At 70.5% G+C, this 26,526-nt stretch carries 21 protein-coding genes and 1 pseudogene; 8 read left to right on the top strand and 14 right to left on the bottom strand.

The annotated features are described in order from the left end of the window. The first annotated feature begins 629 nt into the window (after window positions 1–629). A complete protein-coding gene (locus OG764_RS37130) occupies window positions 630–1,832 on the top strand; it encodes an IS110 family transposase (protein ID WP_443056166.1) in 1,203 nt (400 codons plus the stop codon). A gap of 15 nt (window positions 1,833–1,847) precedes the next feature. On the opposite strand, the gene OG764_RS37125 is transcribed toward OG764_RS37130, so the two are convergent. From OG764_RS37125 to OG764_RS37105, 5 genes are all read right to left on the bottom strand, one after another. After that, on the bottom strand, window positions 1,848–2,183 hold the full coding sequence (locus tag OG764_RS37125; protein ID WP_328973291.1) for an ankyrin repeat domain-containing protein: 336 nt from the start codon (window positions 2,181–2,183) through the stop codon (window positions 1,848–1,850). Window positions 2,184–2,508: 325 nt separating this feature from the next. Next, a complete protein-coding gene (locus tag OG764_RS37120; protein ID WP_328972739.1) occupies window positions 2,509–3,786 on the bottom strand; it encodes a hypothetical protein in 1,278 nt (425 codons plus the stop codon). 1 nt (window position 3,787) lies between these two features. Beyond that, window positions 3,788–4,606, bottom strand: a complete 819-nt coding sequence (locus OG764_RS37115) for a C39 family peptidase (protein ID WP_328972738.1) — start codon at window positions 4,604–4,606, stop codon at window positions 3,788–3,790. Window positions 4,607–5,452: 846 nt separating this feature from the next. Continuing rightward, entirely contained in the window at window positions 5,453–5,881 is a 429-nt protein-coding gene (locus tag OG764_RS37110; protein WP_328973290.1) for an ankyrin repeat domain-containing protein, read from the bottom strand. A 156-nt stretch (window positions 5,882–6,037) separates the two neighbouring features. Beyond that, window positions 6,038–6,412, bottom strand: a complete 375-nt coding sequence (locus tag OG764_RS37105; RefSeq protein WP_328972737.1) for a carboxymuconolactone decarboxylase family protein — start codon at window positions 6,410–6,412, stop codon at window positions 6,038–6,040. Between the two features lie 115 nt (window positions 6,413–6,527). On the opposite strand from OG764_RS37105, the gene OG764_RS37100 reads away from it, so the two are divergent. Beyond that, window positions 6,528–7,475, top strand: coding sequence for a LysR family transcriptional regulator (locus tag OG764_RS37100; protein WP_328972736.1), 948 nt, complete (start codon window positions 6,528–6,530; stop codon window positions 7,473–7,475). A 157-nt stretch (window positions 7,476–7,632) separates the two neighbouring features. Here OG764_RS37100 and OG764_RS37095 read toward each other — a convergent pair whose 3' ends face one another. The 4 genes from OG764_RS37095 to OG764_RS37075 all read right to left on the bottom strand — a co-directional run bounded on the left by OG764_RS37095 (window position 7,633) and on the right by OG764_RS37075 (window position 11,137). After that, window positions 7,633–7,920: a hypothetical protein gene (locus OG764_RS37095; RefSeq protein WP_328972735.1), complete on the bottom strand. Its 288-nt coding sequence runs from the start codon at window positions 7,918–7,920 to the stop codon at window positions 7,633–7,635. A 1,243-nt stretch (window positions 7,921–9,163) separates the two neighbouring features. Continuing rightward, window positions 9,164–9,427: a DUF6087 family protein gene (locus OG764_RS37085; protein ID WP_328972734.1), complete on the bottom strand. Its 264-nt coding sequence runs from the start codon at window positions 9,425–9,427 to the stop codon at window positions 9,164–9,166. 12 nt (window positions 9,428–9,439) lie between these two features. Then, the gene (locus tag OG764_RS37080) at window positions 9,440–10,639 is read right to left on the bottom strand and encodes a protein-L-isoaspartate O-methyltransferase family protein (RefSeq protein WP_328972733.1); all 1,200 of its coding nucleotides are present in this window, start codon (window positions 10,637–10,639) and stop codon (window positions 9,440–9,442) included. 249 nt (window positions 10,640–10,888) lie between these two features. Further along, window positions 10,889–11,137 (bottom strand): hypothetical protein, encoded by a 249-nt coding sequence (locus tag OG764_RS37075; RefSeq protein WP_328972732.1) that lies wholly within the window; start codon window positions 11,135–11,137, stop codon window positions 10,889–10,891. 238 nt (window positions 11,138–11,375) lie between these two features. Between OG764_RS37075 and OG764_RS37070 the strand changes: the two genes are divergently transcribed. The 4 genes and pseudogenes from OG764_RS37070 to OG764_RS37055 form a co-directional block, all read left to right on the top strand. Then, a complete protein-coding gene (locus OG764_RS37070) occupies window positions 11,376–12,686 on the top strand; it encodes a hypothetical protein (RefSeq protein ID WP_328972731.1) in 1,311 nt (436 codons plus the stop codon). Between the two features lie 15 nt (window positions 12,687–12,701). Next, entirely contained in the window at window positions 12,702–13,238 is a 537-nt protein-coding gene (locus OG764_RS37065; RefSeq protein ID WP_328972730.1) for a GNAT family N-acetyltransferase, read from the top strand. An 855-nt stretch (window positions 13,239–14,093) separates the two neighbouring features. Continuing rightward, window positions 14,094–14,564, top strand: coding sequence for a hypothetical protein (locus OG764_RS37060; protein WP_443056164.1), 471 nt, complete (start codon window positions 14,094–14,096; stop codon window positions 14,562–14,564). After that, a pseudogene (locus OG764_RS37055) lies at window positions 14,540–14,953 on the top strand (ATP nucleotide 3'-pyrophosphokinase); the annotation flags it as partial. The gene OG764_RS37060 and the pseudogene OG764_RS37055, both read left to right, overlap by 25 nt. An 85-nt stretch (window positions 14,954–15,038) precedes the next feature. On the opposite strand, the gene OG764_RS37050 reads toward OG764_RS37055, so the two are convergent. From OG764_RS37050 to OG764_RS37040, 3 genes are read right to left on the bottom strand one after another with little or no spacing between them, the layout of a single operon-like run. Continuing rightward, complete coding sequence (locus OG764_RS37050; protein WP_328972728.1) at window positions 15,039–15,797, bottom strand: DUF4097 family beta strand repeat-containing protein; 759 nt, start codon at window positions 15,795–15,797, stop codon at window positions 15,039–15,041. 5 nt (window positions 15,798–15,802) lie between these two features. Next, window positions 15,803–16,447, bottom strand: a complete 645-nt coding sequence (locus OG764_RS37045; protein WP_328972727.1) for a response regulator transcription factor — start codon at window positions 16,445–16,447, stop codon at window positions 15,803–15,805. Next, window positions 16,438–17,664, bottom strand: coding sequence for a sensor histidine kinase (locus tag OG764_RS37040; protein ID WP_328972726.1), 1,227 nt, complete (start codon window positions 17,662–17,664; stop codon window positions 16,438–16,440). Before OG764_RS37040 ends, OG764_RS37045 begins: the two co-directional genes overlap by 10 nt. Window positions 17,665–17,963: 299 nt before the next feature. On the opposite strand from OG764_RS37040, the gene OG764_RS37035 reads away from it, so the two are divergent. Beyond that, window positions 17,964–18,293 carry a hypothetical protein gene (locus OG764_RS37035; protein WP_328972725.1) on the top strand — a complete coding sequence of 110 codons (330 nt, stop codon included), beginning with the start codon at window positions 17,964–17,966 and terminating at the stop codon, window positions 18,291–18,293. Between the two features lie 918 nt (window positions 18,294–19,211). On the opposite strand, the gene OG764_RS37030 is transcribed toward OG764_RS37035, so the two are convergent. Then, window positions 19,212–20,246 (bottom strand): hypothetical protein, encoded by a 1,035-nt coding sequence (locus OG764_RS37030; protein WP_328972724.1) that lies wholly within the window; start codon window positions 20,244–20,246, stop codon window positions 19,212–19,214. 34 nt (window positions 20,247–20,280) lie between these two features. Here OG764_RS37030 and OG764_RS37025 point away from each other — a divergent pair, with 34 nt between their 5' ends. Next, the gene (locus OG764_RS37025) at window positions 20,281–20,532 is read left to right on the top strand and encodes a hypothetical protein (RefSeq protein ID WP_328972723.1); all 252 of its coding nucleotides are present in this window, start codon (window positions 20,281–20,283) and stop codon (window positions 20,530–20,532) included. 102 nt (window positions 20,533–20,634) lie between these two features. On the opposite strand, the gene OG764_RS37020 is transcribed toward OG764_RS37025, so the two are convergent. Next, window positions 20,635–26,505: an RHS repeat domain-containing protein gene (locus OG764_RS37020; protein ID WP_328972722.1), complete on the bottom strand. Its 5,871-nt coding sequence runs from the start codon at window positions 26,503–26,505 to the stop codon at window positions 20,635–20,637. Between the last annotated feature and the right edge of the window lie 21 nt (window positions 26,506–26,526).

Below are 26,526 nucleotides of genomic sequence, written 5' to 3'. Positions count from 1 at the left end.
TCCATCTCCCGCGATCGGTCAAACAGCACGTCAGCGCCGTGACCCGCCCATGCAACTCCCGACCGAGGCGACGACCGGTCATCGGTCACCCTGCACCGGCCAGGGGCCCTCGCCGGGAAGACCGGGGTGGCCGTGACCGATGGCCCGGCCGGAGCGCCTCCGGCCCGGGTGGGCAAGGCCGTCCCAGGCGGACGTCGGAGGCCGTGGACAGCAGTGTCACTCTGTTCTCGCGCCGCCGACCTCCACCTTGCGGTCGCTGTCGGTCGGCGCGGCCGGCAGGGGCCAGCCGGGCGAGGGGGGTCGTCTGCGCCTGGGCAGCCGAGGTCGGCACACACCGCCGAGCACGCCCTCTTCGGGCTGGATGCCTTTGAGAACGCCCTCTTCCCCCCCGTTACCTTCTTCGTGGCTCTGCAATGGGGCCTCCGGCCTTCGGGTCCGGCATGACTTCCCCCCCTTGTAGCGGTTGATGATCCGGGGGGTGGTGTCACCGGGCCCGGAGGCATCGACGGACCGCTAATGAGGGGCTTGAGCACCGGCTTCACCCGAGCCGGAAGAGCTCTCCGTAACGTGGATGTGGCAGCTCGGTGCCCTGGCAAGGCCGGACGAAAGCGTGATGGAGGGGCCTGCACGTGATCGACACCGGCGACATCGACGTCTTCCTCGGCCTGGACGTCGGCAAGGGCGAACACCACGCCACCGCCGTCACCACGGCCGGCAAGAAGGCCTTCGACAAGCGGTTACCCAACACCGAACCCAAGCTCCGCGAGCTGTTCTCCAAGCTGCAGGCCAAGCACGGAACGGTGCTGGTCGTGGTCGACCAGCCGGCCTCGATCGGCGCCCTGCCGCTGGCGGTCGCCAGGGACATGGGCTGCCCGGTCGCCTACCTGCCCGGGCTGACGATGCGGCGGATCGCCGACCTCTACCCCGGTGTGGCGAAGACCGACGCGAAGGACGCGTTCATCATCGCGGACGCGGCCCGCGCGATGCCCCACACGCTGCGGGCCATCGACGGCGAGGACGAGACGATCGCCGAACTGGAGATGATCGTCGGGTTCGACGACGACCTGGCCGCCGAGGCCACCCGGGTCGCCAACCGGCTGCACGGCCTGCTGACCCAGATCCATCCGTCGCTGGAACGGGTGCTGGGACCGCGGTTGCAGCACCCGGCCGTCCTCACGCTGCTGGAACGGTTCGGATCACCGGCTCAGATCCGCAAGGCGGGACGTCGGCGGCTGGTCACTCTGCTGCGGCCGAAGGCGCCGAGAATGGCCGAGCGGCTGGTCCAGGAGATATTCGCCGCGTTGGACGAGCAGACCGTGACGGTCCCGGGGACGGAGGCGGCCGCGCTGATCGTCCCCAGTCTGGTCGCTTCGCTGACGGCCGTGCTCGACCAGCGGAAACTGCTGGCCGGGCGGATCGAGGAACTGCTGGAGGGCCACCCTCTTTCGAAGGTCCTGACCTCGATGCCGGGGGTCGGCGTCAGGACCGGAGCCCGGATCCTGATCGAGGTCGGCGACGGCAGCACCTTCCCGACCGCCGGCCACCTCGCCGCCTACGCCGGACTCGCACCCGCGACCCGAAGCTCGGGCTCCTCGATCCGCGGCGAACAGCCCTCCCGGAGAGGAAACAAGCAGCTCAAACGGGCCTTCTTCCTCTCCGCGTTCGCCGCTCTGGGTGACCCGGCTTCCCGGGCCTACTACGACAAGAAGATCGCGCAGGGCAATCACCACACCCAAGCCCTGCTCTGCCTCGCCCGACGAAAGGCCGACGTCCTCTTCGCGATGCTCCGCGACGGAACCTTCTACGAACCCCAGGCCGCCAAGGCAGCATGACCTGCAGAAATTGCACTACAAGGAAGGACGTTCCCCGAGATGCATCACGACATCTGAACCAACACGCCAGCCGGCAAGACGCCGCGGGCTCACCCCATGAAGGTTGACCCTGTCCGGATCGGCACCGGCCTTGACCAGCAGCGACAACACCGCGCCATCGCCCCTATACGTGAACACGGCCTGCCACAACGGCGTATTGCCCTGCCCATCGGGTGCATCCACCTCCGCACCCTCCGCCAGGAGAGAGCCGACAGCCGCGGCATCCTGCTCATCCGCCGCGAAGTGCAGCTGCGTCCACCCCTGGCGGCTCTCACGACTCAAGCCCTGATCCTCATCCATGCCCATCATCATCACGATCACTTGACGAAGGAGATAGGGGCACCCCCCCGACGAGGGGCCGTGATTGGCAGAGGCGACGTCCGGTGAGCGCGGTACACCGACACCCCGGGATACACGCGAACGGAGTGAGACGGTGAAGGGGTGTCTCTCCGTGAGAGACACCCCTTCTGAACTGTCAGTTCTCTAACCTGGCGGTGGGTGTGGGATTTGAACCCACGGTGACATCGCTGGGCCAGTCGGCTTGTTCGGGGCGAGGGCGGTCCTGCGAGGCCCGGCGAAATATGCGTCCGCTACGTGGTCGCTGTGTTGCGGCCCGTCAGCGGGGCCAGGGTGTGTGCTACTTCAGGTCGGCGACTTCGTAGGTCGCCTTCGCGTCCGGGGCGGTGTCGGGGATTGCGGCCCAGGCGATGTGGTCGCCCTTGGCGTGGACGACGCTGTATCCCTCTTCGGATCCCAGGCGCCACAGCTTCCCGGTGTCGAGCGCGTACAGGTACTGGCCGGCGTCCCCGGCGGCGCTGCCGCTGCCCCAGATGAGGTGGGTGTCGGTGGACCGCAGGTGCATCGTTGACGGCCCAGGGTGGTGGAGCTTGACGGACACGGCCTTGTTCGCGGCCAGGTCCAGGGAGTAGAGGGTGGAGGTCTCACCGTCGGAGTTGGCGATCACCCACGTTGTCCTGGTGGCTGTGGCCGAGAGCGCGGAGACCGTCTGGCCCTCGGCCAGACGCCCGGACGCGACGACGCCGTCGCCTTGGGCGCTGCGCTTTCGGATCTCGAAACGGTGCGCGTCGAAGCCGGGTGCGATGTCGGCGGAGCGGACGTAGAAGAGGGTGTCGCCGACTGCTTGGGGCAGCTTGGCCCTGTCGACGGCCGTTTCGAGCTGCCCGCCTCCGTTGATCCCGCGTGCGACGATCTTGACTCCGAATTCCGGCTTCTTGCCGGGGGTGGGGTAGGCGGTCGCCCAGAACGCGTGGGAGGTGCCGACCGTGACGGCGGACGTGCCGGGCGGCTCCGGCATGCCTTCCTTCGGCCCGATGGTGGCCGAGTCGCCGAGCAGCGCGGAGGTCTTCGACTGCGGGTTGTAGGCGAAGACACACCAGTCGACGGCGAAAAGGTTGGTGCTGGCCGACTCAGTCCACACCACCGTGTCCTGCTGCTCATCGGCGTAGATCGCCTGGCGCCGTGTGTTCTGGCACTTGCCGTTGTGCGCCGGCGGGAAGGGCTTGAACGCGGTGGCGTCCTGGATGCCCACGCGGCTCTGTTCGATCTGGACCACCCCGTCCACGGACTTCGCGTCGGGGCTGCCGGCCACGACGAGCCGGCCGTCGCCGGTGATGTCCAGGACGTTGGCGGTCAGTCCCGAAGCCACGGTCGTGGCAGGGGTGTAGCGGTGGGTGTACTGCGTGCCGGCGCGGGCTTGGACGGCGGCGTCGGTGTCGAGGGCCGCCGATATCGTGAACGACGAGCCGTTGCCGGCGCCTGGCGCCGACGGTGCCGAGGCGCCGGGCTTTGCGGGCGGGGTGGCCCCCGCCGTGGAGCGGGGGCCACCTTCTGCGCTGGTGCAGGCGGTCAGCCCGACGAGCAGGATCGCGAATGGCAGTGCCGGGCTGATGCGCATGTTAGTAGGCGTATCCGTTCGTCTGGAGGAAGTAGCTGGCGAAGTTCCGGGTGTTGTAGGGGAACGTCTTGCTCACTCCGGACCACACGGTCGTGGACGGATCGGCCCACTTGCTGGTTGCGCCGCTGGACGAGTATCCGTACGCGGTGATCCAGTGGCCGATCGTCCTGTTGGTCGGGTGGCCGTTGTAGTGCCGGCCCTGGGCGAACTCGACTGTGTCGGCCGCGATGGGCATGCCGTTCTCGCCGATGCTGTGGAGCATCGTCTTCACTGCGAGCGTGGGCGTGGGCCTGGGCACCTGGACGTACCAGTTCTCGCCCCGCCACCGGTTGATACCGGTAACGAATTTCTTGGTGCCCCAGTCGGTCATGCCTTGGCGCGTGGTGTCCATGTGGGCGCTGTTGGCGAGGTTCTGCTGGGTGAACGCGTTGCCGTTGTACCGGCTCTTGATAGATCCGTTGACGCTCTTGATCATCATGGCGGCGGTGGCCGGACCGCAGTAGTAGCCGGTTGCCTGCCCGTAGTGCGTCAGACGCAGCGTACGGCTGGTGGGCGCCAACGCCGCGTTGGTGGAGAACGCACCCTTCTTCTGCAGCTTGTACTTCCGCAGGTACGACTTCTCCAGCGCGGTGTAGTCCGCCTGGCTGAGGCGTCCGTCCTGTGCACGGGCCCAGGCCTCGGTGAGCGCGATCTTGTCCTTGGCCTGCGCCGTGAGCGGCTCCGCCTCGGGTCCCGAGACGTTGGCTCCGGTGTAGTTGCCGAGGATCCCGCCACGGGGCCCTTCTTCAGCGTGGGCGGACGAGGCAAGGCCTGTGGCCATTCCAGCCACGGTCATGGTGCACACACTGGCGATAATGCCAGCCCGCACCCGATTGCTGATCTTCATTCGGAGTATCCCCCTCCTTGGATTTCCACAACTCCCACCTCTCCGGCGCAGGAAAGACCGATCCGGCACCAATGAACCCCCTGGCACCTCCTGCACCCCGAGGGGCTTCCGCAAAGCAAACACATTGCACGCGTGCACCGTCAACGGCTTTGAATGCTCAGGATGTCGCCCTCAGTGGGCAGCTGAGCAAATTTGCTGAAAATGATCGACTGAACGGAACGCCCCGTTCAGTCAAGATCCGCAGGACGTTATGGATGAATCACCCCTGGAACGCTCGAATCCGATTGACCGCGCATCGATATTCGGCCGCTCGGCCTGGTACTCAATATCGGACACTACTTGTCTCAAAGGCGCCCGGAGCCTAGCGGCTGAACTGATGGATCTGGCCTCCTCGCAGTGGCCCTGCTCCTGGAGCCGACCTACTGCAGATCGGCGATCTTCAGAAGTGGCATCGACGGCGACGACTTCCACGGCGAGCCGGCTTGCGTCCCTGACGTTGGACTGGCCGACCCAGTACGGCGTCGGCGCCAAGCCGGCGTGAGTGCGCGGCGGGTGCGCTTCGTGTCTGCAGGAGGCCGAGCGCGGGGCATCCGGGCCATTCATGCCAGCGGACTCGGCCAAGTGGTTGGTGTCCTGGCACGGTTGCGCTGTCTGGCCGAAGCTGGCCTGGGCACACAGGCGGCTGCTCTGCCTCGCCCGACGCCGGGCAGACGTCCTCTTCGCGATGCTCCGCGACGGAACCTTCTACGAGCCCCGTCCGGTCACGGCAGTCGGCGGAGCCTAGAAGGAGGTCCCGTCCCCGCCCGGAAAGTGGGCAGCCACGTCATACTTGGCGATCCGTCCCGCCAGTGCCCGCGGACTCACACCATGAGCGTTAACCCGGTCGGGGTCGGCACCGGCTTCCAGCAGCAGCCGGATCGCCGCCCCCTCGCCCTGCGAACAGAACACCGCCCGCCACAACGGTGTATTGCCGTGGCCATCCACGGCATCGACCGACGCACCCGCGGCCAGGAGAACCTCGATGACCGATGACGCTTGGGCCTGAGCCGCAAAATGCAGCGGCGTCCAGCCGGCGGCATCGGCTGCCTCATGGGCGGCGCCCCCGGCCAACAGCACCCTCAGGCCTTCAACGTCCCCGTCGATAGCCGCATAGTGCACTGCCGTCCGCCCCAACCGATCCCGATCCGTCATGTCGCCATCCTGACCCACGACCTTGACCAAAGAGATAGGGGCACCCCCCCCCGCGGGCGGAACACCCCGGCGGCTCCGACGCGGAAGACCTCTGACCCCTTACCTCCCGGCACCGGCCAGGGCTGCCTCGCCGGAATGCTGGTCCCGTTGCCGGAGCGCCGGACCGGTGGGCCGTCAGCCGGAGGGGGTGGTCTCGCTCGCGGAGGTGGCGGACGGGTGGTGGTGGCCGTGCTGTTCGTAGAGGCGGTCGGCGAGGAGGGCATGGGCGAGGGTTCCGCCGGCCCGGACCGAGGCGGTGACGAACGCGGTCTCGGCGAGTTCCTCGGCGGTGACGCCGTGCCTGCGGGCGGCCGCGGTGTGGACGTCGAGGCAGTACGCGCACTGGGTGACGAGGGCCACGGCCACGGAGATCAGCTCGCGGTAACGGCGGGGGACGGCGCCGTCCTCGCGGTCGACCGCGTTCTGGAAGGCGAGCCAGGCCGCGAACTCGGGCGCCGCGGCGGCGCCCACGGAGCGGGCGCGGTGGAGGTCGTCGGGGTGCGCGTACATGGTACTCCTCGGGAAGTCGATGGTGGTGGGACGTCTCCACCTCATCCCGGACCCCGCCCCCGCGTCCAAGACCGGTTCCGCAGGGGCGGTGCCGTTGTCGGTATCGTGGCCGGTCATGGACTTGAGGGCGTTGCGCTGTTTCGTCGCGGTCGCGGAGGAGGGCCACTTCGGCCGTGCCGCCGTGCGACTCCACCTCGCCCAGCCGCCCCTCAGTCGCCGGATCCGCGATCTGGAGGCGGACCTGGGGTGCCGTCTGTTCGACCGGATCCCGACCGGTGCGCGCCTGACGGCGGCAGGAAAGGTCCTGCTCCCGGAGGCCCGCGACCTGCTGGCCCGGGCCGAGCGCGCCCGCGAGCGGGTGCGGGCCGCGGAGTCCGTACGCGAGGTCGTCCTGGGCGCTGTCGCCGGCGCCGGCCTGGACTCCTGCCCCGCGGCGCTCGCGGTACTGCGCGACACCCGCCCCGGACTGCGTCTGAGGCTGCACGAGGCGCCCGTGACCGATCCGACGGGCGGGCTGCGCGAGCGTCGGGCCGACCTGGCACTGACCCGTCTCCCCTTCGACACTTCGGGACTGACGGTACGTCAGCTCGGCGTCGAGCCTCTGGTGGCGGCGCTGCCCGCGGACGACGCACTCGCCGCGCGGTCGCGGCTGCACGTGCGGGAACTCGCGGGGAGGCCGCGCTTCCGGCTGCCGGCCGGGACGGACGCGCGGTGGCGCGCGTACTGGCTCGCCGCTGACGAGGACACTCCCGGCCCGGTGGTGGCGTCCGTCGAGGAATGCCTGCACGCGGTGGTGTGGGACGGGGTAACCGGGATACTTCCGGCCGGCGCCGCGCGCCGGCACGCGCGCCCCGGCCTCGCGTTCGTCCCGGTCGACGGCCATCCGCCGAGCCGCCTGGTGCTGGCCCGCCGCGCGGACGCCCCCGACCCGCTGGTGGACGCGGTGGCCGCCGCCCTGGCGGACGCCCACGCTTCGGCGGACCCTCTGGTCGGTGTCCACCCCGTCGTTCCGGTCGCGCACCCGGCGGCCGTCGCCGGTGCCGAAGCCTCCCGCCCGGCCTGAGCGAAGAGCCGCACGGCATCCTCGGATTCCGGAGGGACGGCCTCCGGATGCCGCAGCACCGGCGCCTGGGTGGTGTGAAGGGGCCACCCGGGATGATCAGTTCCCTCGGACCGCGGTCCTCGGAAAGCCACGTGGTCGTGGCCCGGCTGCGGGGCTCTCAGCACCCCTTGACCAGGTCGGGCCCCGCTCCGGCTCGGGCTGCCGGGTGCTGCTGGCGTACGTCATGGTCGAGCTCCTCACGCGAGTGGCGCGGGACTCTGGACAGAGTCCCGCATTCACCTGCTCGATTCAGATCAGCGCCACCGGGGAGCTCGACGAGGGTGCGGGAGAAGTGCTCCAGCACGCGCTGGACCACGTGACCATGGACGAGCACGACCTCCTGCTGGACTTGCACGCTGTTGCGGCCATGAACGTCGACGGCCTGCTCCACCTCCTGAGCCTGCACCGCCGCGACGAGGCATGCGCCTACGGGTGCTGGTCACCGGCTGGCAACCCCAGCCCCCAGCCCCAGCAGTGCATGGCCACCGTGGCCGGCATCCCCGGGCCCAGAGCGGCCACCGGGGAGCGCTACGCCCTGGCAGGCTTCCGCCGACTCCTCGAAGAGAAGGCGCAGCGCGCACGGGAGCGCTCCGACTTCGCCGATGGCCGGCTGCCCCGCGTCCAGCAAAACCCTGGCGTCGCCGCCGCTCGGCGGGGAGCAGCATGTCCGCCGGTGCGGAGGGTGCTTCAGGGGGAGGGGTCCCACGCCTCGGGGCCGGCGCCTAGCCATTCCACGAAGTCGGGGTCGGTGAGGTCTACGTCCTCGGCGTTGTCCAGCCCGGCATCGGCGAGGAAGACCCGGATGTCGGACGGGGGTCTGCCGCTCGTCGTCGGTCGCCTCGACCGCCAGTGCCACCGTCTCCCAGTCGGTGGCATCGAACCCGTAGCCCACGTAGTGCGACAGCAACTCCAGGAACGACCGCAGGTTGCGCTCCCAGATCCAACCACCGACATCTGCCATTGCTCCCCCTCGGTGCTCAGAAGGGACAGCCTGTCATGGAGAGACCTCAGTGATCACCCTGCAGCAACAGGAGGGGGAACCGCGACCGCTTCATCGAAGGGGACGCGTGCCAGGAGCCAGTGGTGCAGCTGCCCGAGCATGCGGTTGAACAGGTGCCGCAGTGCCGGCATGTTCCAGTCCCCAGTGGTCCGTCGTCGCCGGAAGTGAGCGTCGGTGCCAGCGAGCCTCCGAGGGAAGCGAAGGCCCAGAGGCCGGCCCACACAACAACTTGGGCCAGACCCCGGAGCAACCCGTCGCGAAATGCTGCGATCCGTACAACACCACAAGCTGGCTGAGGGGCTGGGCATGAGTGAAGCCGTGGTGACGTCGTTAGCGCCACAGGGTCCTCAGCTGCGAGGTGAGAGGGCCTCAAGTACGGGTCCGGTCTGTGTAATCGCCACACGCGTGCGGCCATGTCGGGTACCCCTGCGGGGACACGGTCAGGCCCTCCAGCCAGTCTTCTTGTGCGGCGTGTACGTGGTCGCCGCAGGCGTAGACGATGCGGGCGAGGGCGCCGCGTGGCCCGTAACCCTCCACCACCCTTGTGGCCCTCTCCCCGCAGTCGCCATGCTTTCCGTACCGCATGATCAGCGGTTCCTTTCGTGGGGTCCGCGAACGGTGATTTCGGGGGCGTGCCCGCCGGTACCGGTCAGCCGGCCAGAAAGGCGGCGGCTTCACGGGCGTCTGCAGCGAGCCCGACAGGGATCCATTGACCCGTCGTGTCGTCCAGTTCGAGGAGCACGCGGGGGGCGTCGGGTGAGAGGTGGGCGGCGCGGCCGCGGGCTGCCGGGTCGAGTGGTTCGGCCCGGCGGCGGCCGGTGATCTGCCGGTCGGAGGCGCGTCGGCGGTCGCGCTTGCGTGCCCACTCCACCAGCGATTCCTCTGATTGCTCTGATTCCTCGCGGTCGCCCATGTGCATGTCCTCCTAGCGCCATTGCGCCCCGGCCACCGGGGTTCCCGGGTCGTCCAGCCACGGTGTCTCGCCGTCGGGAGTGACAGTGAGGCCGAATCGGCTGAGGGGTGGCCGGCCTTCGCCTTCCCACCACAGGCAGGCGGCTTCGACCGCGTCCCACAGGCGGCGTGGACCGCTCTGGTAGACGATGCCCGGCCCGTCCTCGTCCGGCCAGCGTACGGCGGCCCAGGACCGGTCCGTGAGGGAGTAGAACCACGCCACCGGGGCGCCGTCGTGGTCGGTGTGGGTGGTGTGCGCGAGGTGGGGAACGGCGAGGCGGACCGCGTGGTGTGCGTCGTCGAGGTGGTCGGGCCGGACGGCGGTCCCGGTGGAGCCGGGCCAGTCGGTGACGTACGCGGCATGGTCCGGCCACTCGGTCCGCTGCTGCCGCGCCTTCATGAACTCGACCTCGTGGAGGAACGGGCCCGATGCGGTGCCATCGCCGTGGGCGGTGAGGCGGAGTACGGCGTCACGGCTGCTGTAGTGGGTTCCGTAGGGGACGACGATCAGCCCGCCGCGGCGGACCTGCTGGAGCCACGCGCCGGGCACGGACCGGGCGCCAAACGTGCACAACAGGCGGTCGAACGACGTGCCCGGGCGACCGGCGAGGGCGTCACCGGTGACGGCGTCCGCGTACAGGCCGAGCGCGCACAGCCGTTCCCGGGCCGCGGCCGAGACGGCCGGGTCGACGTCGATGGTGACGACGTTCCCCCTCCCGCACCGGTGGGTGAGCAGTCCTGCGGTCTCGCCCGTGCCGGTGCCGGCGTCCAGGACGGTCATTCCCGTGTCCGCGTCCAGGGCGGCGAGCAGCCGGTAGACGACGGAGGGCTGCGAGCTCGACGACGTCGCCACCGTGCCGGGGTCGGTGCCGCGGTGCCGGCCGTCGTCCCATTGTGTGACGATCGAAAGGTCGGAGTCGGCGTACCCGTACCAACTGCGGGAGTCGGCCGCCCTGTCCACGGGAACGGACCGGGCGGCGGAGGGGGCGCCGTCGGCGTGCTCGTACTCCTGCCAGTCGGCCGGAATGAACGGCCACATGACCTGGGGGAGGAAGTGCGCGCGGTCGACGGCGGCGAAAGTGGGCGTCCAGTCGGAGGCGAGGGCGCCGGATTCGATGAGGCAGCGCCCCAGCTCGGTACGGCTGGGGCGCTCCTGGCGTGCGGTGGCGGTCATGACTTACCGGTGCTTCCCGCCGCCGGGGGGCGTGCTGGTGTCCGGGCTGGGCGGGGGCGGCGGGGGCGGGGTGCTGATGGGCGCGGATCCGCCGCCGTGGCTCCCTCCTCCGCCGCCGCTTCCGTCCTCGTTTCCGCTCCCGCTACCGCTTCCGCTGTTCGCCATGAGGTGCTCCTCCTTCGCTTCGGTGGTGCCGGGTTGACCGGTCGGGCAGGTGCCGGCCGGAGTCTCGGTGGTCGATCCGGACGCTCAGGGGTCGGTGATCCGGTCCGCGCGGCGCCGGACCACTGTGAGGCCGTCGGGCTGGTCGGTCTCCCAGCGGGAGGTTCCGCCGGCGACCGGGCGCAGGACCCACACGGTGCCGCCCCGGATGTCGGTGACGATGGCCCTGAACCCCTGGGCGTCGGTGACCTGATCACCGACACCCGCGAGGGCGCCGATCACCGGGGCCTCGGCCGCGGCGGATTGAGCTCGCCTGGATCGGTCGTCCCTGATCAAGTTCGTACCTCCTGCCTGGCCGCGACAGCTCGGGGCCGGAGTGCGTCCCGGCTGTTTCTCCGGGACGCACTCCCGTGGGGGTGTGCAGTGGGTAGTCAACCCCCAGCGGCCGGGACCGGTCGTGGGGTGTGCCGGACTTTCCGGCGGACTTTCCGGCCTCGGTCCGACTTAATATTCCGGGCGGTGTGGCTCTACCGTGCGGGAGGGGGCACAAGGCCGTGAGGCGAAGGGTATCCGGGTGTCCGAACAGGCAGAGATGACAACGCTGTTCGCCGAGCTCGTGGACGGCTTCGGGTGGCGTTCGCCCTCGATGTTCATCCGCGCGTACGCGGCGGTGGCGGCGCGGATCGGCGAGCGTGAGGACGTCACCGACCGGCAGGTGCGCCGATGGCGGGCGCCGTCCCCGCCGTGTCCGCAGCCCGGCCGCCAGCGAGTCTTGGAAGCGATGCTGGGGGTACCGCTCGAACAGGCCGGATTCCAGGTCCCCGAGCACCGTCGCAACCCGGTGGTGGCCCCGGTGCCGGTGCTGGATCCCATTCCCGAACTACGTGAGAGGAGGCCTGATCCTGTGGAACGCCGTACCTTCCTTGCCGCGGCGGGCGGCACGGCCCTCGGAATAGCCGGGGTGGCAGCGCCTGCGGCTGCGTTCGACGGGCCTCGTGTCGGCACGGACACCGTGACCGACCTCCGGGCGGGTCTTGGCTCGTTGTACGGGCTCGACGACCGGTTCGGCGGGGCGACGGTCGGACCCCTCGCGGCCGCACACCTCTCCCGCGTGCAGCGGCTCATCGACACCGGCACGTACCCGGAAACGATCGGCCGGCAGCTGCGACTCATCTCCGGGGAGACCGCCGAGCACGTCGGCTGGCTCGCCTTCGACGCCGGCGACCACGGCCGAGCCCGCCGCTTCTGGTCGCGGGCGCGGGACACCGCGACGGAACTGCGTGACGACTCCCTGGCGGTGCTGGTGCTGGCCTCGCTGTCGCTCCTGGAATTACGCGAGGACAGGCCGCGGGCCGGCCTGGACCACGCCCGGCAGGCGGCCTCACTCGCCGCCCCGTGGGCACCGCCGTCGCTGCTGTCCATCCTCGCCACCCGCGAGGCACGGGCGCTCGCGATGCTGGGCGACTCCGCTTCGGCACGCACCACTCTCGCGTCGGCGGCCCGTCTGTACGAGAAGGACCGCGGGAGCCGGCCCGCTCCGGAGTGGACGCAGTTCCACGGGCCGGCGGAGCTGGCGGCCGCGCAGGCCGAACTGTTCACGGCTGCCGGCCATCACAAGGCCGCCGTCCAGTGGCTCCGCCGCTCTCTGGAGCGGCAGGAGGCCACGTACGCCAGAAACGAAGCGTTACAACGCGCCGGCCTCGCCGGGGCCCTGGCCCGCTCCGGCGAGGTCGAGGAAGCCGTGCACCACATCGAACAGGGCGAGGCCCTGCTGACCGAGGTGTCGTCGGGCCGTGCGCGTGAGGGCCTGGCACTGGCCCGCCGCGAGCTGGACCGAATCCATCCCCAGCCGCACCCCCATCCTCATCCCCATCCCCCACGCTGAGCATCAAGGAGATACGTGGACTACACCCTGGTCACCGACCCGGCCGCCGCCCGGGCCGCGCTGGACGACATGGCGCCGGTGTACGAGGCCGTATTCGCGGAACCGCCCTACCTGGAGGGGCCGCGGGACGTCGCCGGGTTCCTGGAGGGGTACCAGCGTGAGCACAAGATCCCCGGCTTCCGGCTGGTCTTGGCCCGTGACGGTGATGAGCTGGTGGGGTTCGCGTACAGCCTGCCGCTGGCCTCCAACACCGGATGGTGGGGCGGGTTCTTGGATACGTCGGCGCTGAGCGAGGAGTTCACGAGGGAGGACGGCCACCGCACCGTCGTCATCAGAGAGCTCGCCGTCCTGGCCGCCTGGCGCGGAAAGGGCGTCGGCCGGAAGCTCCACACCACACTGCTGGACGGAGTCGCGGCGGAGCGAGTGACGCTCACCGTCCGCCCGGAGGCCGCGGCGTCCGCCTGGTACGACCGGCTCGGGTACGAGTGCGTCGGCCTCACCCAGCCGTGGGACGGCGCCCCGGTCTACCGGACCTTGGTCAAGGCGCTGTAGCCCTGAGGGCCGCCCGGCGTGCGGCCCTCTCGGTGCTACTGGGGATTCCTCGGCGGCGGTGCCGCGAACCAGGCGCTGTCGTGGGGGCCGTTCGTGGACGCCGGCGTCTCCATGGCCCCACGGAGATGGGCAACGGGGGCCACGGCGGCAGCGCGCAGCCCCTCGTCGTCGGATTCGCAGGCGGTCGCGCCGAGAAGGACGATGGCGGCTTGCAATGCACCGACACGGACGGGCACTGCGGAAAGCCCCGCAAGTGCGGCGGCGGCCTGTTCCGCGGGGGCAGCTGCTGCGGGCTGGGGGATCAGGTGGTATGGGCGAACCTGGAACAAGCCCGGTCCACATAGTGCTCAGCAACGGGTCCTGGCCGAGGTGCGGCTGTGGGCAGAAAGAGCGATCCCTGGGTGATGCGGCATCCGCAAAGTGCCCCGGCTGGCCATGAGCCCGTGGGCGTTGCCCGCTCGCCGTTCGCCGTGTCGGCGGACGTGGCAAAGTCCAGGTGTGCGGCCAGTTGCGTCCCGGGTGATGGCCACCAGAAATCCAGGTGGATGGCCCGTCCGGCCCTCGGTGTTCCTGATCGCTTCCTTGTCTGAAGGGGACCCCTCCGTCCGGTTTGCTGTTGTTTGCGAAGCATCAGCGAACTGGTCGAAAAGGCGGTGCCGGCGCCGGTGATCCCGCTCGACCCGGCGGGCGGTGAACACGGCGAAGACCCCGTGGAAGGCGGGCAAACGCCGGACCTACCGGCCCTGGATCCCGGAGCCGGGTCGATGGCTGCAGGTCGACTGGGGAGTAGGGCCCCGTATCGGCGGGCGTCGGGCCTGGCTGTTCTGCGCGTGGCTGGCGAGGTCGCGATTCAGAGTGGTCATTCCGGTCTGGGACTGCACCCTGGGCACGCTGGTGGCTTGCCTGGACACCGCCTTGCCCTGGATCGGCGGGGCGCCGCCCCACGTACTGACCGACAACGCGAGGACGGTCACCGTCGAGCACATCGCCGGGATGCCGGTCCGGCACCCGCAGATGGTCGCCGCAAGCCAGCACTACGGTTGCCAGGTGGTCAGGTGCGTCCCCTGCGGCCCCGAGTCCAAGGGTGGTGCGGAGGCCACGGTCCGTATCGCGAAGGGCGACTTGGTGCCCACGGACGCGAACCTGCTGCCCGCCTACGACACCTTCGCCGAGCTCGCGGACGCCTGCCTGACCCGGTGTGATGTGGTGAACTCCCGCCGCCACCGGGCGGCCGGACAGATACCCGCCGACCGTCTGGACATCGAACGCACCACGCTACACGTCCTCCCGCTGGAGCCGCTACCGACGACGTGCTGGCGCGCCTGAGTGACGCGGTGCGCTACACCCTCCTATGGCCTGACCACCGCTACGTCACCGGTGTCACCATCGCCTCGGAGGTTTTGTCCGCCTGGGGCAGCGACACCACGAAGTGGTCCAACACCTGGGGCCGCGAGAAGGGCTACAAGGGCCTCAACACGGGCTGGCGCGCGCCCGCTTCGCGGCAGCTGTTTGAGGTGCAGTTCCACACCCCGGCGAGCAAGTTCGCTCAGGAGGAGACGCACAAGCTGTACGAGGAGCAGCGGCTGCCGTCGACCAGTCCCGAGCGCAAGAAGGAGCTACAGGGCCAGCAGGACGCGATCTTCGCCGCAGTACCCGTCCCGGACGGCGCTCCCGCCCTGGCTTCACCCGCCACCCGTCTGGCGCCGGCAGCCTGACGCCACCGCGCAGCGCCGGCCGCCTGCCCGGGGCTGCCCTCAGCCCCCCGCGCCAACATTTCCGGTGTATTCCGGTTGGCTTCCATCAATGGTGGATGTCGATACCGCCGTTGTCCGTCTTCACCGTCACGGTGTGGTTGGCCTTGCGGTCGACCGGGATGTCGATCTGGGGGTTGCTGTTGGCACTGGTGGCCTGGATGTAGTAGCCGGAGGAAGGCAGGGTGAGGTCGACGCCGCCGTCGCCGGTGGTCACGTTCGCCATTGTGGGGGCAGTGCGGAATGCGGCCCTGACCTCGCCGTCCGTCGTCGTGGCCTCGAACCGGTCGGACGTGGCGCCGGCCACATGTATCTGGCCGGTGGTGCTGTTCAGGGCGAGCGCCCCGGAGAGGTCGGTGAGGTCGATGCCCCCCGAGCGCGTCCTGATGTCGAGACTGCCGGCGAGGCCTCGCGCGGTGGTCCCCCCGTCGACGGTGGTCACCTTCACCGCGAGCTTTTCCGGCAGCGAGATGTCGAGACGGAAATCGTCGCAGTCGCCGGAGCACGACTGGGACACGGTGATGGTCGCGCCGGCCGTGCTGGTCGTCAGCTTCGGCGGGGTGCTGCCGGTGTACTTGCCGGTGGCGGAGACATGCACGAAGGAGTCGCTGCTCGCCTTCAGTGAGACGCCCGCGTGCGCGGTGTCGATGCTCAGCAGGGTGGCGGCGGACGCGTCGGCCTGGTCGGTTGCGGAGAAGCTGTCGCGGGCTTTCATTACGTTGACCACGGACCAGGCGCCCACGGCGACGACGACGAGCAGGACGATCAGGCCGCTGCTGATGATGAACCGGCTCTTGACAGAGGACATTGTTTTCAAGCTCCCAAGTAGCGCAGGACTGCGCGGACCCGGCGGTTCTTGCCGTCCTCCGGGTGCAGTCCGAACTTCGCGAAAATGTTGCTGATGTGTTTTTCGACTGCGGCGGGACCGATGACCAGTTGTGCGGCGATCCCCGAGTTCGAACGGCCTTCGGCCATGCCTGACAGGACGTCCTTCTCCCGGGGGGACAGCGCGGCGAGCGGGTCCCGCTTGCGGGTGCGCGCCAGCACCTGCTTGACCACCTCGGGGTCGAGGACGGTGTCCCCCAGCGTGATCCGCTTCAGGGCCTCGACGAAGTCGTCGACGTCGGAGACCCGGTCCTTGAGCAGATAGCCGACCCCTCTGGTGTCGTCGGCGATCAAGTCGATGGCGTAGCTCTCCTCGACGTACTGGGAGAGGACGAGCACGCCGACCTCGGGCCAGCGGTTGCGGATGACCAATGCGGCGCGCAGACCCTCGTCGACGAAGGTCGGCGGCATGCGTACGTCGACAACGCACACGTCGGGATGGTGCTCGGCGACGGCTCTCAGCAAGGCTTCGCCGTCGCCGACCGCGTCCACCACCTCGATGCCCTGCTCCTCCAGGAGCAGCACGATCCCCTGCCGCAACAGCGTGGAATCCTCGGCGATCACTACGCGCATTTCATGTCCACTTCGATGAGGGTCGGCCCGCCGACCGGGCTGGAGACCGTCAGCTTGCCGTCGACCCCGGAGACCCGGTCAGCGAGGCCGCTCAGGCCACTGCCCCGCCCGAGGGTCGCCCCGCCGATACCGTTGTCGCCGATCGTCACCGTCAGCCGGTCGTCCATGCGGCGGATCGTCACCCAGGCGGTGCTCGCCGCGGCGTGCTTGGCCACGTTGGTCAGGGCCTCGCTCACCACGAAGTAGGCGATGCCCTCGACCGTGGTGGACGGCCTCGGTACGGCATCGAAGTCGATCGTGACCGGGATCGGGGAACGGGCGGCCACCGCGGACAGCGCGGCGTCCAGCCCCCGGTCGGTGAGGACCGGCGGGTGTAGTCCCCGGGTGAGGTCGCGCAGTTCGTTGATGGCCTGGCGGGCTTCACTGCGGGCACTCTCGATCAGCTCCACGGTTTCGGGGTGTCCCGCGCCCTTGAGCCGTGAGCTGGCCCGGCCCAGAGTCATCGCCATGGCGACGAGACGCTGCTGCGCACCGTCGTGCAGATCGCGCTCGATCCGCCGCCGCTCGGCCTCCGCGGCGTCGACCACCCGGGCCCGGCTGGCCGTCAGGTACGCGACCTGCTGGGTGAGTCGGGTGTCCCGGGAGGGGGCGAACAGAGTGCGGGCGAGGAAGATGTCCAGGGCCCGCAGGGTGCGTACCACCACCGGTGACACCGTCAGGCCGGCGAGCACTCCGACCGCCGCGACGGCCAGGGCCGTGCCCGTGTTGTCGATGTTCAGCGGACCGATAGCGGCCCGCCCCAGGGGCAGCTCCGCGTAGTAGAAGGGCAGCAGGGCCAGCATCGTCGGGCCGGCCCAGGCCAGGGCGACCGCGACCACGTTCAGGGCAGACACCGGGATCAGCAGCGCGAAGTAGCAGACCTGCCGCCACGTGGAGCGGCTGGTCAGCACGGTGAGCGTGGACCGCAGCAGGTTCACGGACAGTTCCGGAGCCGACTGTGCGGGAATCTCCAGCCCGCACAGGGTGGCGTACCGGTCGCGCTCGGCATCCGCGAGCCGGTGCAGCAGCCAGGCCGCCGCGATCACCAGGGGTGCGCCGATGAGGGCGGCCGGCAACAGGCAGATTCCGGTCACCAGCAGCATCAGCACGGCGAAGCCGGCGAGCGCGGATACGCCGTCGGCCGCCAAGTGCGCGGACGCCAACCACAGCTGGGGCAATTTCAGAGCCCGCACAGGATTGCGCGGCAGGACCTGGCCCGCGGTCCCCGTCTGCGAACTCGGTTTCCCAGTCACCTGATCCGGCCCGCACCACCTGTCGGGGCCGGCATCCCGGCTCCTGTACTCGTCCATCGTGGTCCCATGCTTCTCGATTCATCCCCTGACTCCTAAAACACTAGGCGGGTGGCCCGCGCCAGCGGCACGCGGACAACCCACGAGTTCGAGGTAGGGAAAACCCGCCGCCGGTCCGTGGGCAGGCAGGACTGGCAGCGGAGGCTTTGACGGACAGAGTTGTGGCCATGGCAGCGAACCAGTTGATGATGGAGGACAGGTCGATGACCACCACTCGGGTGTCCTGCGGCGATCCGCTTCTCTTCGAGGGCCGCTTCGGCGACCTCATCGACGACCGTGTGGCCGAGGCTCTCGACGAGCTCCTCGGCGAGAGCCTCGACGGGGAGCTCGCCGCGCGGCTCGGGCGGTACCGAAAGTGGGACTGGCCCTTGATGGTGTTGCTGGTCGCGGTGGTGTCCGGCCTGTCCGTGGTGCTGGTGGACCACCCCGGCGCTGTGGCGACGCTGTGGGTGGCCGCGGCAATCATCTGCGCCTGCCGGGCGCAGCCCGGCCGCTGACGACCTGCGTGCTGAGCTCGCCGCGATGGCCTCACGGGCCCGACCTGTCTACGACACATGGATCGGCCGGCCCGCAGCGGCGGACAAGGCCGGCCCGGGCCAGCCGTGAGCACCGCGGGCCCCGCGGGTGGGCAGGGTCCGCCGGGCAGCGCGCGGGCGCGACGGGACCGGTGCCCGCGGCGCAGCGCCGGGACGGGCCGGCGGCCGGCGGTGAACCAGGCTCCGGCCAGGGCCGGGTGGTACGGCGCCGGTCGCCCGCTGCAAGGCTGCGCGGCCCGCACGCCACTACAGGGACAACCCCATGGAGGTGATCACCTTCGATGGTGACAATCCCGCCGAACGACCGGGACCGAGCCCTGACGTCGTGTCCCGTCAGAATGACGGGTGGCCACCGTCAGATCGTCGGGGAGGTGAGCGTCGAAATGGCGGACAAACCCCCAGGGGAACCCTCACTGAACCCCCAAGGCCCCTGGCTGATGGCAGTCCTCGTCCACCGGCAGTAGAGGGCCGGTGAGCGTGAGCGACTCACCAGCGGGTGCCGACGGACCGGGCAAGGGCGCACTGCGCACGGAACTGCCGTCCGACACGCGGCCACCGCCCACGTACGCGCATCGATGCCTGGCGCCGAACCTGCAGCCGTCCACGCCGCGGTCGATGCCCGGATGCGCGCCCACCACCACGCCAGACACGCAGCACACGCAGCAGCAGGCACCTTCGGGGAACGCGCCGCGTGCACCGGATGCGGAGCCCGCTGGCCACATGGCACCCCCACCCCCGCCGACCGGCTCTGCCGGCCCTGCCGGGACGATGCCGACCGCTACGGACGGGCAGGCACACGGTCAGCATGAGGTCGGTCTCGGGCAGGAGCACGTGCAGGCCGAAGCCGCAGGCCAAGCGTACGGCTCATGTCACCAGCGACTATGCGTCGCGATACCTGCGCAGCCGGGGACCGCGTATGGCAGGCAGCTCGACCAGCGTGTTCGCGAAGGCGTAGCGGTGGGGGGACAGCGGGTACGGGGGGTGCTCCGGCAGAGGGTAGTCGTCGCGCAGGACGCCCTCCGGAAGCACCCCGGTGGCGGGCTGCGGCGAGGTCTCGCCCGGGTGGGCGAGGTACGCCCAGACACCGCTGTCCAGCGGCACCACGGCGCCCTCGTCGCCGGGCGGGCGCCAGGGCTCGCCCGTGAGGGGGTGGCGGGGGACGAGGAGGACGTCGGGTCGGGGCCGGGGCATGCGGATCCCCGGGCCGGCCAGCTCGACGGACCGGGCCCCAGGGCCAGCGGGGAGACACCGGCCGATGGCATGGCCGAGCAACTCGGCGACGGGACCGGCGGGGAGGGTCACCGAGCGGTCCTCGGTGACCGCCACGAGGTGAGCCAGCGCGACCCCGACCGCCGCCTCCCAGCGGCGGCTCCACGACCCGTCCGGTTCGACGGGCGGGACGCGGTGCTCGGCGCGCTCCAGGTCGTGCCAGTCAGGAGACGGACCGGCCGGGAGCCCCGAGGGACGGCGTACGACCGCATCGGGCTCCAGCCACACCGTCTGCCACAGTCCGCAGTCGTCCATGCGTGTCGCCACGGCCCGCCCGCACCCCTCGCACGCCAGGTTGGGGCCGGCCCGGCCGTCCACACCCCGGCAGTAGCCCTCGCACCTCTCGGGAATCAGGACCATGGACCGGGAGTCGCCGGGGGCGATGACGATCCTGTTCCGCGCACCGAAGGAGACCCGGTACACCGGGGCGTATACGCCCTGCCGGGCAGCCGCGTCCTCGCCGGTCTCCTCCCACAACCGCCAGGGAGGTCCGGTGGGCCGCGGGTCGACAGCGTACGTGGCAGCCTCCATCAGCGGTGGATGGAGTTCCTCCCACGCCCCGTGATGGGTGTGAACGGGCAGAGCGACCCGGGACACCGGCGCCGTCAGCTCCGTGCCGCAGCCGGCACACACGAACACGTCCAAACAAGCTCTCCCTCGCCCCGGTACCCCCGCCGGATTGTGCCTCGCCCTCAGCGGAGGATCCACCGGATTCCACACCGCGAACCCGGCCACTGCTGCCGCGGCGACCGGCAGCGAACTCACCAGGCTCGCCGCCCTGTACCACTCCTCCCTCGACTGGGACGACCCGGCCGGCCCCTCCCCCTGGCCCCGTGAACAGCAGGAAGCGTTCCGGCGGGAGGCCGACACCGCGCTGCGGACGCTGCGCCGCGAACTCGGGGACGGCTGGGCGGTCGAGGACCGGAGGTAGTGACCACCGGCCGGTGCGCCAGGCCGCGGGTGACCACCGCAGCGGCGGGCGCCGACGGCCAGGGGCCGCCGGCGCTCGCCGTCCCGCTGCGCGCAGCTCGCGTCAGTCGATGGTCACCCCCCGGTCCGTCACGGTGACCGTGAAGAAGTAGTGCTGGGCCACCGTGGCGCCGGGCGTCCCCGGGCTGACGTTGGGCAGGAAATGGGTCAGCGAGTTGATGCCGGTGGCGTTGTAGATGCCCACCGCCACTTGGACGTGGTCTTTGCTCTTGTCGATGGTCTGCACGACCATGTTGTAGGAGCCGAGGACGTCCTCCGGATGGGACGTGCCGATGGTGCCGTGGGTGAGCATGCCGAGCACGTCGCTGGCGAACGACTTCCAGTTCTTGCCGCCGTTGTGGTCCACGGGCCCGCCGATCGTGGCGCCGCCGCCGAACTGCTGGGTGACGTTGAAGACCTCCCGGAGGGCGTTGTTGGCTCCGCCCGTGCGCGCGATCTGCTTCACCACCTCGTCCTTCCCCGTGTAGACGAAGCTCCCGCCGTTCCCGGAGATCCACTGTGCGAGGAGTTCGTCCATGCCGTCCGCGGAGCCCGGCAGGTCCGACTTCTCCATGCAGCCCGCCCGCATGCCCGGGCCGGCGCCGCTCACTTCGCACGGCTTCAGGCCCGCGCGGACCTCGATGTACGTCTTCACCTCGATGGCGAGCTTGCTGTTCTTGTCCTTCGTGTGGTTCAGCAGGTCCTGGAGGCGGTCCTGGCACCAGCTGTTGCAGCCGTGCTTCGGCTTCCTGGGACCCGCGGTGGGCATCCCGGCCGGGGCGTCGCCCCCGCAGACGAAACCGTTGGCATCGCAGTCGGGCGTGGGGTTCACGCTGTTGGGGCCGCTGCCGCCATCGCCGATCGTGCCGCCCTTCGGATCCGCGCAGTCACCCGTCTCGTAGCAGGGGATCCCCCAGATCTTCCCGGTCGGGTCGCTGTACGTCACCGGGTTGGCGTTGGAGTACCCGTAGCCGTGCATCTGCTGCGGGTCGGCGAGGTCCATCAGCGGATCGGTGCTGATGAACCGGCCCAGCGCGGGGTCGTACTCGCGGGCGCCGATGTGGGTCAGGCCCGAGGCGTCCTGCGGCATGCCCAGGAAGCCCTTGTCGTCCTGCCACACCGCCGGTGCGGGTCCGCGGGCCTCTCCGTACGGCTTCTGCGCGCGGCGCGTGATGGCCAGGGTCCCGGTGTCCAGGGCGGTACCGGCCGTGCCGTGGTGGTCGTCGGCGACGTAGGACAGGGTGGTCGGCGTGCGGACGATCGAGGGGCCGCCGCCGAATCCGGGGTAGGTCCGGGTGGCGGTGAGCTTGCCCGTCGCCGTGGTGAGGGTCAGTTCGTCGGCGCCGAGGTAGAGGGTGACGCGGCCGCCCTCGCGACGCAGCATCCGGTTTCCCTGGGCGTCGTACAGGTATGTGCTCGCGCCGTTGGTGGCGAGTCGGCCTTCGGGATCCCAGGTGAGGTTCTGATTGCCGGGGCGGGTGAGGGTGTTGCCGGCAGGGTCGTAGGTGTAGGTGGCGTTGGTGGTGCCGGTGGGGCCGGTGGTGCGGGTGGAGGTGACGCTGTGGGGGCGGTCGGATCCGGTGGGGGGTGAGGTGTAGGTGGTGGTGGTGTCCTTGGTGCCGGTGGGGTCGGTGGGGTCGTGGTCGATGAGTTTGGTGCGGTTGCCGGTGGCGTCGAAGGTGTAGGTCTGCCAGTAGGGGGCGGGGCCGCCGATGTCGGTGGCTTTGGGGGTGGCGGCGCAGGTGGTGCCCTTGTCGGTCCAGGCCTCGGTCATGCGGCTGAGGTGGTCGTAGGCGAAGCACTGCCGGTCGGTGGTGAACTCGGCGGGCCCGTCGTCGCGGCGGGTGCTGATCGAGGTGATGTTGCCGGCCGGCTGGTAGCCGTGGCTGGTGGCGTCGACGGAGCCGGTGACCTGGGTGTCGCCGGGGGCGCGCTGCCGGTCGAGGGCGGTCGCGGTCAGGCGGCCGGTGGCCTCGTCGAACTGCGGCGTGTACGCGACCTGCCGGGGCACGTCCCCGTACACGGTCCGCCGTATCCGCCCGAACGGGTCGTAGGCGGTCCGGTTGATGTAGTTCGACTCCTCGCTCCACAGGCTGACCGGCAGGCCGTTGTCGGTGAGGCCGGTGGTGACGGTCTCGGCCGGCAGGCCGCCGATCGCGGGGAAGGCACTGGTGAGGGGCTTGCCGGTGACAGGGGTGTACGTGGTGCCGGTGGTGTAGGTGCCGGCCAGCTTCCCCTCCGCGGCCGGGATGGTCACCTTGACGCCGAGCGGCCGGTACGCACCGTCGAGAGCGGTGATCTGAGACGTGTACGCCGCTCCGGCCCTGCCCCCGGTGTACCGGGTCGAGCCGTCCGCCTGCCCGCGGGCCAGCCGGTCGTAGGACCAGGAGGCCAGCAGGTTCTCGTCCGCAACCGCGTCCTTGTACAGCCCGGTCTTGCGGGACAGCTTGTCGTAGGTGGTGTGCAGGATCCGGCCGCGCGCGTCCTTGGTCCACGCGACCCGGCCCACCGCGTCGTAGTGGGTTTCGGTACGCCCCTTGTCCGGGTCGGAGTCGACCGTCCGCCGTCCGAGCAGGTCGTAACCGTACGTCCAGACGTTGCCCGCCGCGTCCGTCACCTTCTGCAGCTGCCCGCGCGGGTCATACGCGTAACGGGTCGCGGTGTACGTGCCCGCGCCGTCGCTGCCCGCGTCACCACGGCTCGTGTACTGGCGCAGTTCCGCGGTCCTGCCCCGGGCGTCGTTGACCACCAGGGTGGCCGTGCCGCCCACCGGAGGCACCGTGGTCACCCGGTCCGCCCCGCCGTACGTCGTGGTGGTCCGCCACTGCTCCACGGCGTGCGAGGACAGGGTTTCGGCGGTCTTGCGGCCCTGGCCGTCGTAGAACACGCCGTTCTGGGCGGGGATTTCGGTGTCGTTGGCGAGGAACCGGCTGCCGGAAGGCCCGGCGCTCTTGTCCCAGTAGGCCTCGTTGGTCTTCACGACCCGGCCCAGCGAGTCGTAGAAGGTGTCGGTCAGGATCCGGCCCGGCGACTCGTCCACCGGGGCGGCTTGCGTCTGGCGGACCTGGAGGAACGCATCCAGGATCTGGTACGAGTTCCGGTACGTGCCGTCGTCGCGCAGGGTCCTCGTGGTCACCGTGCTCGGCCCGGTCTTGCTCGCGGCGTACACGAACTCCGAGTTCGGGCTCTGCGAGGCCCGGCTGCGTCCCGGCTGCCACACCCGGGTCAGGCGCCCCAGCGGATCGTAGGCCATCTCGGCCACCCGGTTGTTGACGTCGGTGGTCTTCACCGCCAGGTGCCGCGGCCCGGCGTAGTCGGTGCTGACGGTCCAGCCGGCACCCATCGGCCCGGTCACCGCCACCCGCGCGGGCAGCCCGCCCACATCCGGCGTGAACGCCGTCGTGGTGGTGCCCTCCGACGGGTCGGTAACCTTCACCGTGCGCCCGTAGCCGTCGTACTCGGTCACGGTGTCCAGCGTGTGCGAGGGCGCGGCCCCGTCGTACGCGTCCACCACCTGGGCCGTGGTCGGGGCGCCCACCGCGCCCACCTGGCCGAAAGGCAGCCCGTCGTACAGGGTGCGCGTGTGGGTGTAGGTGGTGGCCGCGCCGGGCGCGGTGCCGCAGCCGCCGACCACCGCGTACGTCTCGACCGGCACGGCCATGATGTTGGCGGCCGCGTTGGAGGCGTAGGAGGTCGTCGTGCAGTAGTCGGGCAGCCCCGCGGCACTGTCCAGCTCGGTGAGTACCGCGCCCGACACCGGATCGTACGTATTGGTCTTGGAGGTGGTGCGCCGGCTGCCGTCGGACAGCAGCACGCTCGTGGCGCTCTTCGCGGTACGCACCGACTGGGCGACCGCGTCCGGCAGCCCCGGGCCGCGGGTGTGCCGGGCGGTGACCGGCCCGCTCCAGGGGTCGTTGACGGTCGACGCCACCAGCGCCCCGCCGCTCTCTGCGAACACGCGGGTCTCACGGGCGAAGCCGGCGAACACCTCCGCGTCGGAGGCCGTGCCGCCCGGGATGGCGACCACGCGCTTCGACCCGTCGGCCTTGCGGTCGCCGTCCATGCCGCGCAGGTACACGGTGGAGGTCTGGGTGGTCTTGTCGGCGGCGTTGGCCTGGGTGTTGCCCTTGCGGACGACGACCTCGCCGTAGCCGCGGAACTGGTTCCACGTGCGGAACGCGGATTCGGTGAGCTCGCTGTCGTCGCGGTGCCAGGCGGCGCCGCCGACGTACTCGTAGCGGGTGGTGCGGGTCGGGGACGGGCCGGCTCCGGCGGAGGTGGCATCCACCTCGGAGATGCCGGCGACCACGTACTTGTGGAACCAGTCGAGGGTGGGATCCATGGAGGTCCCCGCGTCGGGGTTCCAGAACACCGGCTGGCAGCGTCGGGTGTTGGCGTCGGGCGCGGGGAACTGGCCGGCTGCGCAGTCGGGGGCCGCGTAGTCCACGGCGATGCGAAGGCCTGACTCGGTGGTGATGGCCGTCATGCGGCGGCGGTTGAGCGGCGGACGGTTGTCGGCGGCGGCGTCCACCCGGTTGGGCAGGAACTGCCCGGCGAAGTCGGTGGACGGCTGGTCGAGGGAGGCCGCCCCGTCATACGCCCTGCGGGCGATCGAGGCCATCCACAGGGAGGGAGTGGTGCCGTCCTGGGGGCTGGGGTACTGGTGGTTCAGGGTCCACTCGTCCACGGTGGCGGGGGTGCCGCCGGTGAGGACCTGGGTGGTGATCTTCGCGAGCCGCTTGGTGCTCCAGAAGGTCGGTGAGTAGTTCTTGCACTCCTTGACGGGGGCGCCGGCGTCACAGTTCTGATCGAACGGGACGTCGGGCCAGGCCGCCGCGGTCGCCTTGGTGGGCGGCTTGGAGCAGTCGGCCTGGGCGTTGACCGCCGGGTCGCAGCGCTCGGCGGAGGTGAACAGCACGCGGGCGGTCGGGCCGCCGGCGTCGGTGAGCCGGGAGCCGTAGCCGATCTCGGTGAGGACACCGCCGCGGGTGTAGGGGGTCAGGGTGCCGTCGGGGTGCGCGGCATCCGGATTGCGGGCGTACTGGTTGGACTCGCCCTCGTACGCGTACGAGACCAGCCCGCCGCGGGTGTCGACCACGTAGTCGAGGTTCCAGCGCCAGGCCTGCTGGCACCAGGCCCCCGCGAAGTCGGCCTGGTAGCAGGGCTCACCGGGATCATTTGCGAAGACCGGACGGGTCCAGGTCGCGTGGGAGAACGGCCCCGTGGTCGTGCCCGGCTTCGCCTCGGCCCCGAAGTAGTAGCGGGTGCCGTCCGCCGTGGTGATCTTCCAGTACTCGCCGTCGTTGTCGCCGTTGCCGACCCCCGCGGGCAGCTTGACCAGCTCGACACGGTTCTGGGAACCGTCGGCCGTGCGCCACGACTTGTCCGTGTCGTCCTGGACGAGCATCAGCGTGGAGCCGTTCAACGACATGACCACCTGCTGCTTCCCGCTCCAGCAGACCTCCCCCGTGCCCTCCTTCCCGTCCTGCTTGCAGCTCGGGAAGGTGCGCTCCACGTAGCCGGGGCTGTAGTCCCAGCCGTCCCCGATCCAGGACGACTGCGCATTGCGGCTCACCGTGCGCCCGTCGACACTCGCCGAGTCGTACGCCAGCGCCACCGAGGGCGCGGCATTGCCGAGGGCCGGGGGCAGCGTGAGCGGATACGACCAGTGGAAGGACCCCGCATTGCCGCCCGCCGACCAGGAGCCGGTCGGGGAGAGGGAAGTCGCCGTGAAGTCGCCGGCAGAACCGACGGGCCCGGCCGTGGCGGCGAGAACCGTCGCGGCGGAGGCGGATGCGGAGGCCGTAGGGGCGGATGGTGCGGCAGCGACAGCGGCACCGCCGTGCGCGGAGGCGGAAGCGCGCCCGGAGGCGGAGGACGACGCCCCGGGAGGAGCCGCGAGGACCACCTCGGCCGTGAGCCGGGCGGACCCCACGGCATTACGGGCTCCCCGCAC

The sequence above is a fragment of the Streptomyces sp. NBC_00239 genome (assembly GCF_036194065.1).
Lineage (GTDB): Bacteria > Actinomycetota > Actinomycetes > Streptomycetales > Streptomycetaceae > Streptomyces.
Note: the sequence above shows the minus strand (reverse complement) of the source record. Positions and strands in the feature narration are given on the sequence as shown.

What these genes read in the sequence shown, in the direction of transcription:
- OG764_RS37125 (WP_328973291.1), bottom strand. Translation starts at nt 2,183, where the DNA reads ATGATGATGGGCATGGATGAGGATCAGGGCTTGAGTCGTGAGAGCCGC.
- OG764_RS37120 (WP_328972739.1), bottom strand. Translation starts at nt 3,786, where the DNA reads ATGCGCATCAGCCCGGCACTGCCATTCGCGATCCTGCTCGTCGGGCTG.
- OG764_RS37115 (WP_328972738.1), bottom strand. Translation starts at nt 4,606, where the DNA reads ATGGCCACAGGCCTTGCCTCGTCCGCCCACGCTGAAGAAGGGCCCCGT.
- OG764_RS37105 (WP_328972737.1), bottom strand. Translation starts at nt 6,412, where the DNA reads ATGTACGCGCACCCCGACGACCTCCACCGCGCCCGCTCCGTGGGCGCC.
- OG764_RS37100 (WP_328972736.1), top strand. Translation starts at nt 6,528, where the DNA reads ATGGACTTGAGGGCGTTGCGCTGTTTCGTCGCGGTCGCGGAGGAGGGC.
- OG764_RS37085 (WP_328972734.1), bottom strand. Translation starts at nt 9,427, where the DNA reads ATGGGCGACCGCGAGGAATCAGAGCAATCAGAGGAATCGCTGGTGGAG.
- OG764_RS37080 (WP_328972733.1), bottom strand. Translation starts at nt 10,639, where the DNA reads ATGACCGCCACCGCACGCCAGGAGCGCCCCAGCCGTACCGAGCTGGGG.
- OG764_RS37050 (WP_328972728.1), bottom strand. Translation starts at nt 15,797, where the DNA reads ATGTCCTCTGTCAAGAGCCGGTTCATCATCAGCAGCGGCCTGATCGTC.
- OG764_RS37045 (WP_328972727.1), bottom strand. Translation starts at nt 16,447, where the DNA reads ATGCGCGTAGTGATCGCCGAGGATTCCACGCTGTTGCGGCAGGGGATC.
- OG764_RS37035 (WP_328972725.1), top strand. Translation starts at nt 17,964, where the DNA reads ATGGCAGCGAACCAGTTGATGATGGAGGACAGGTCGATGACCACCACT.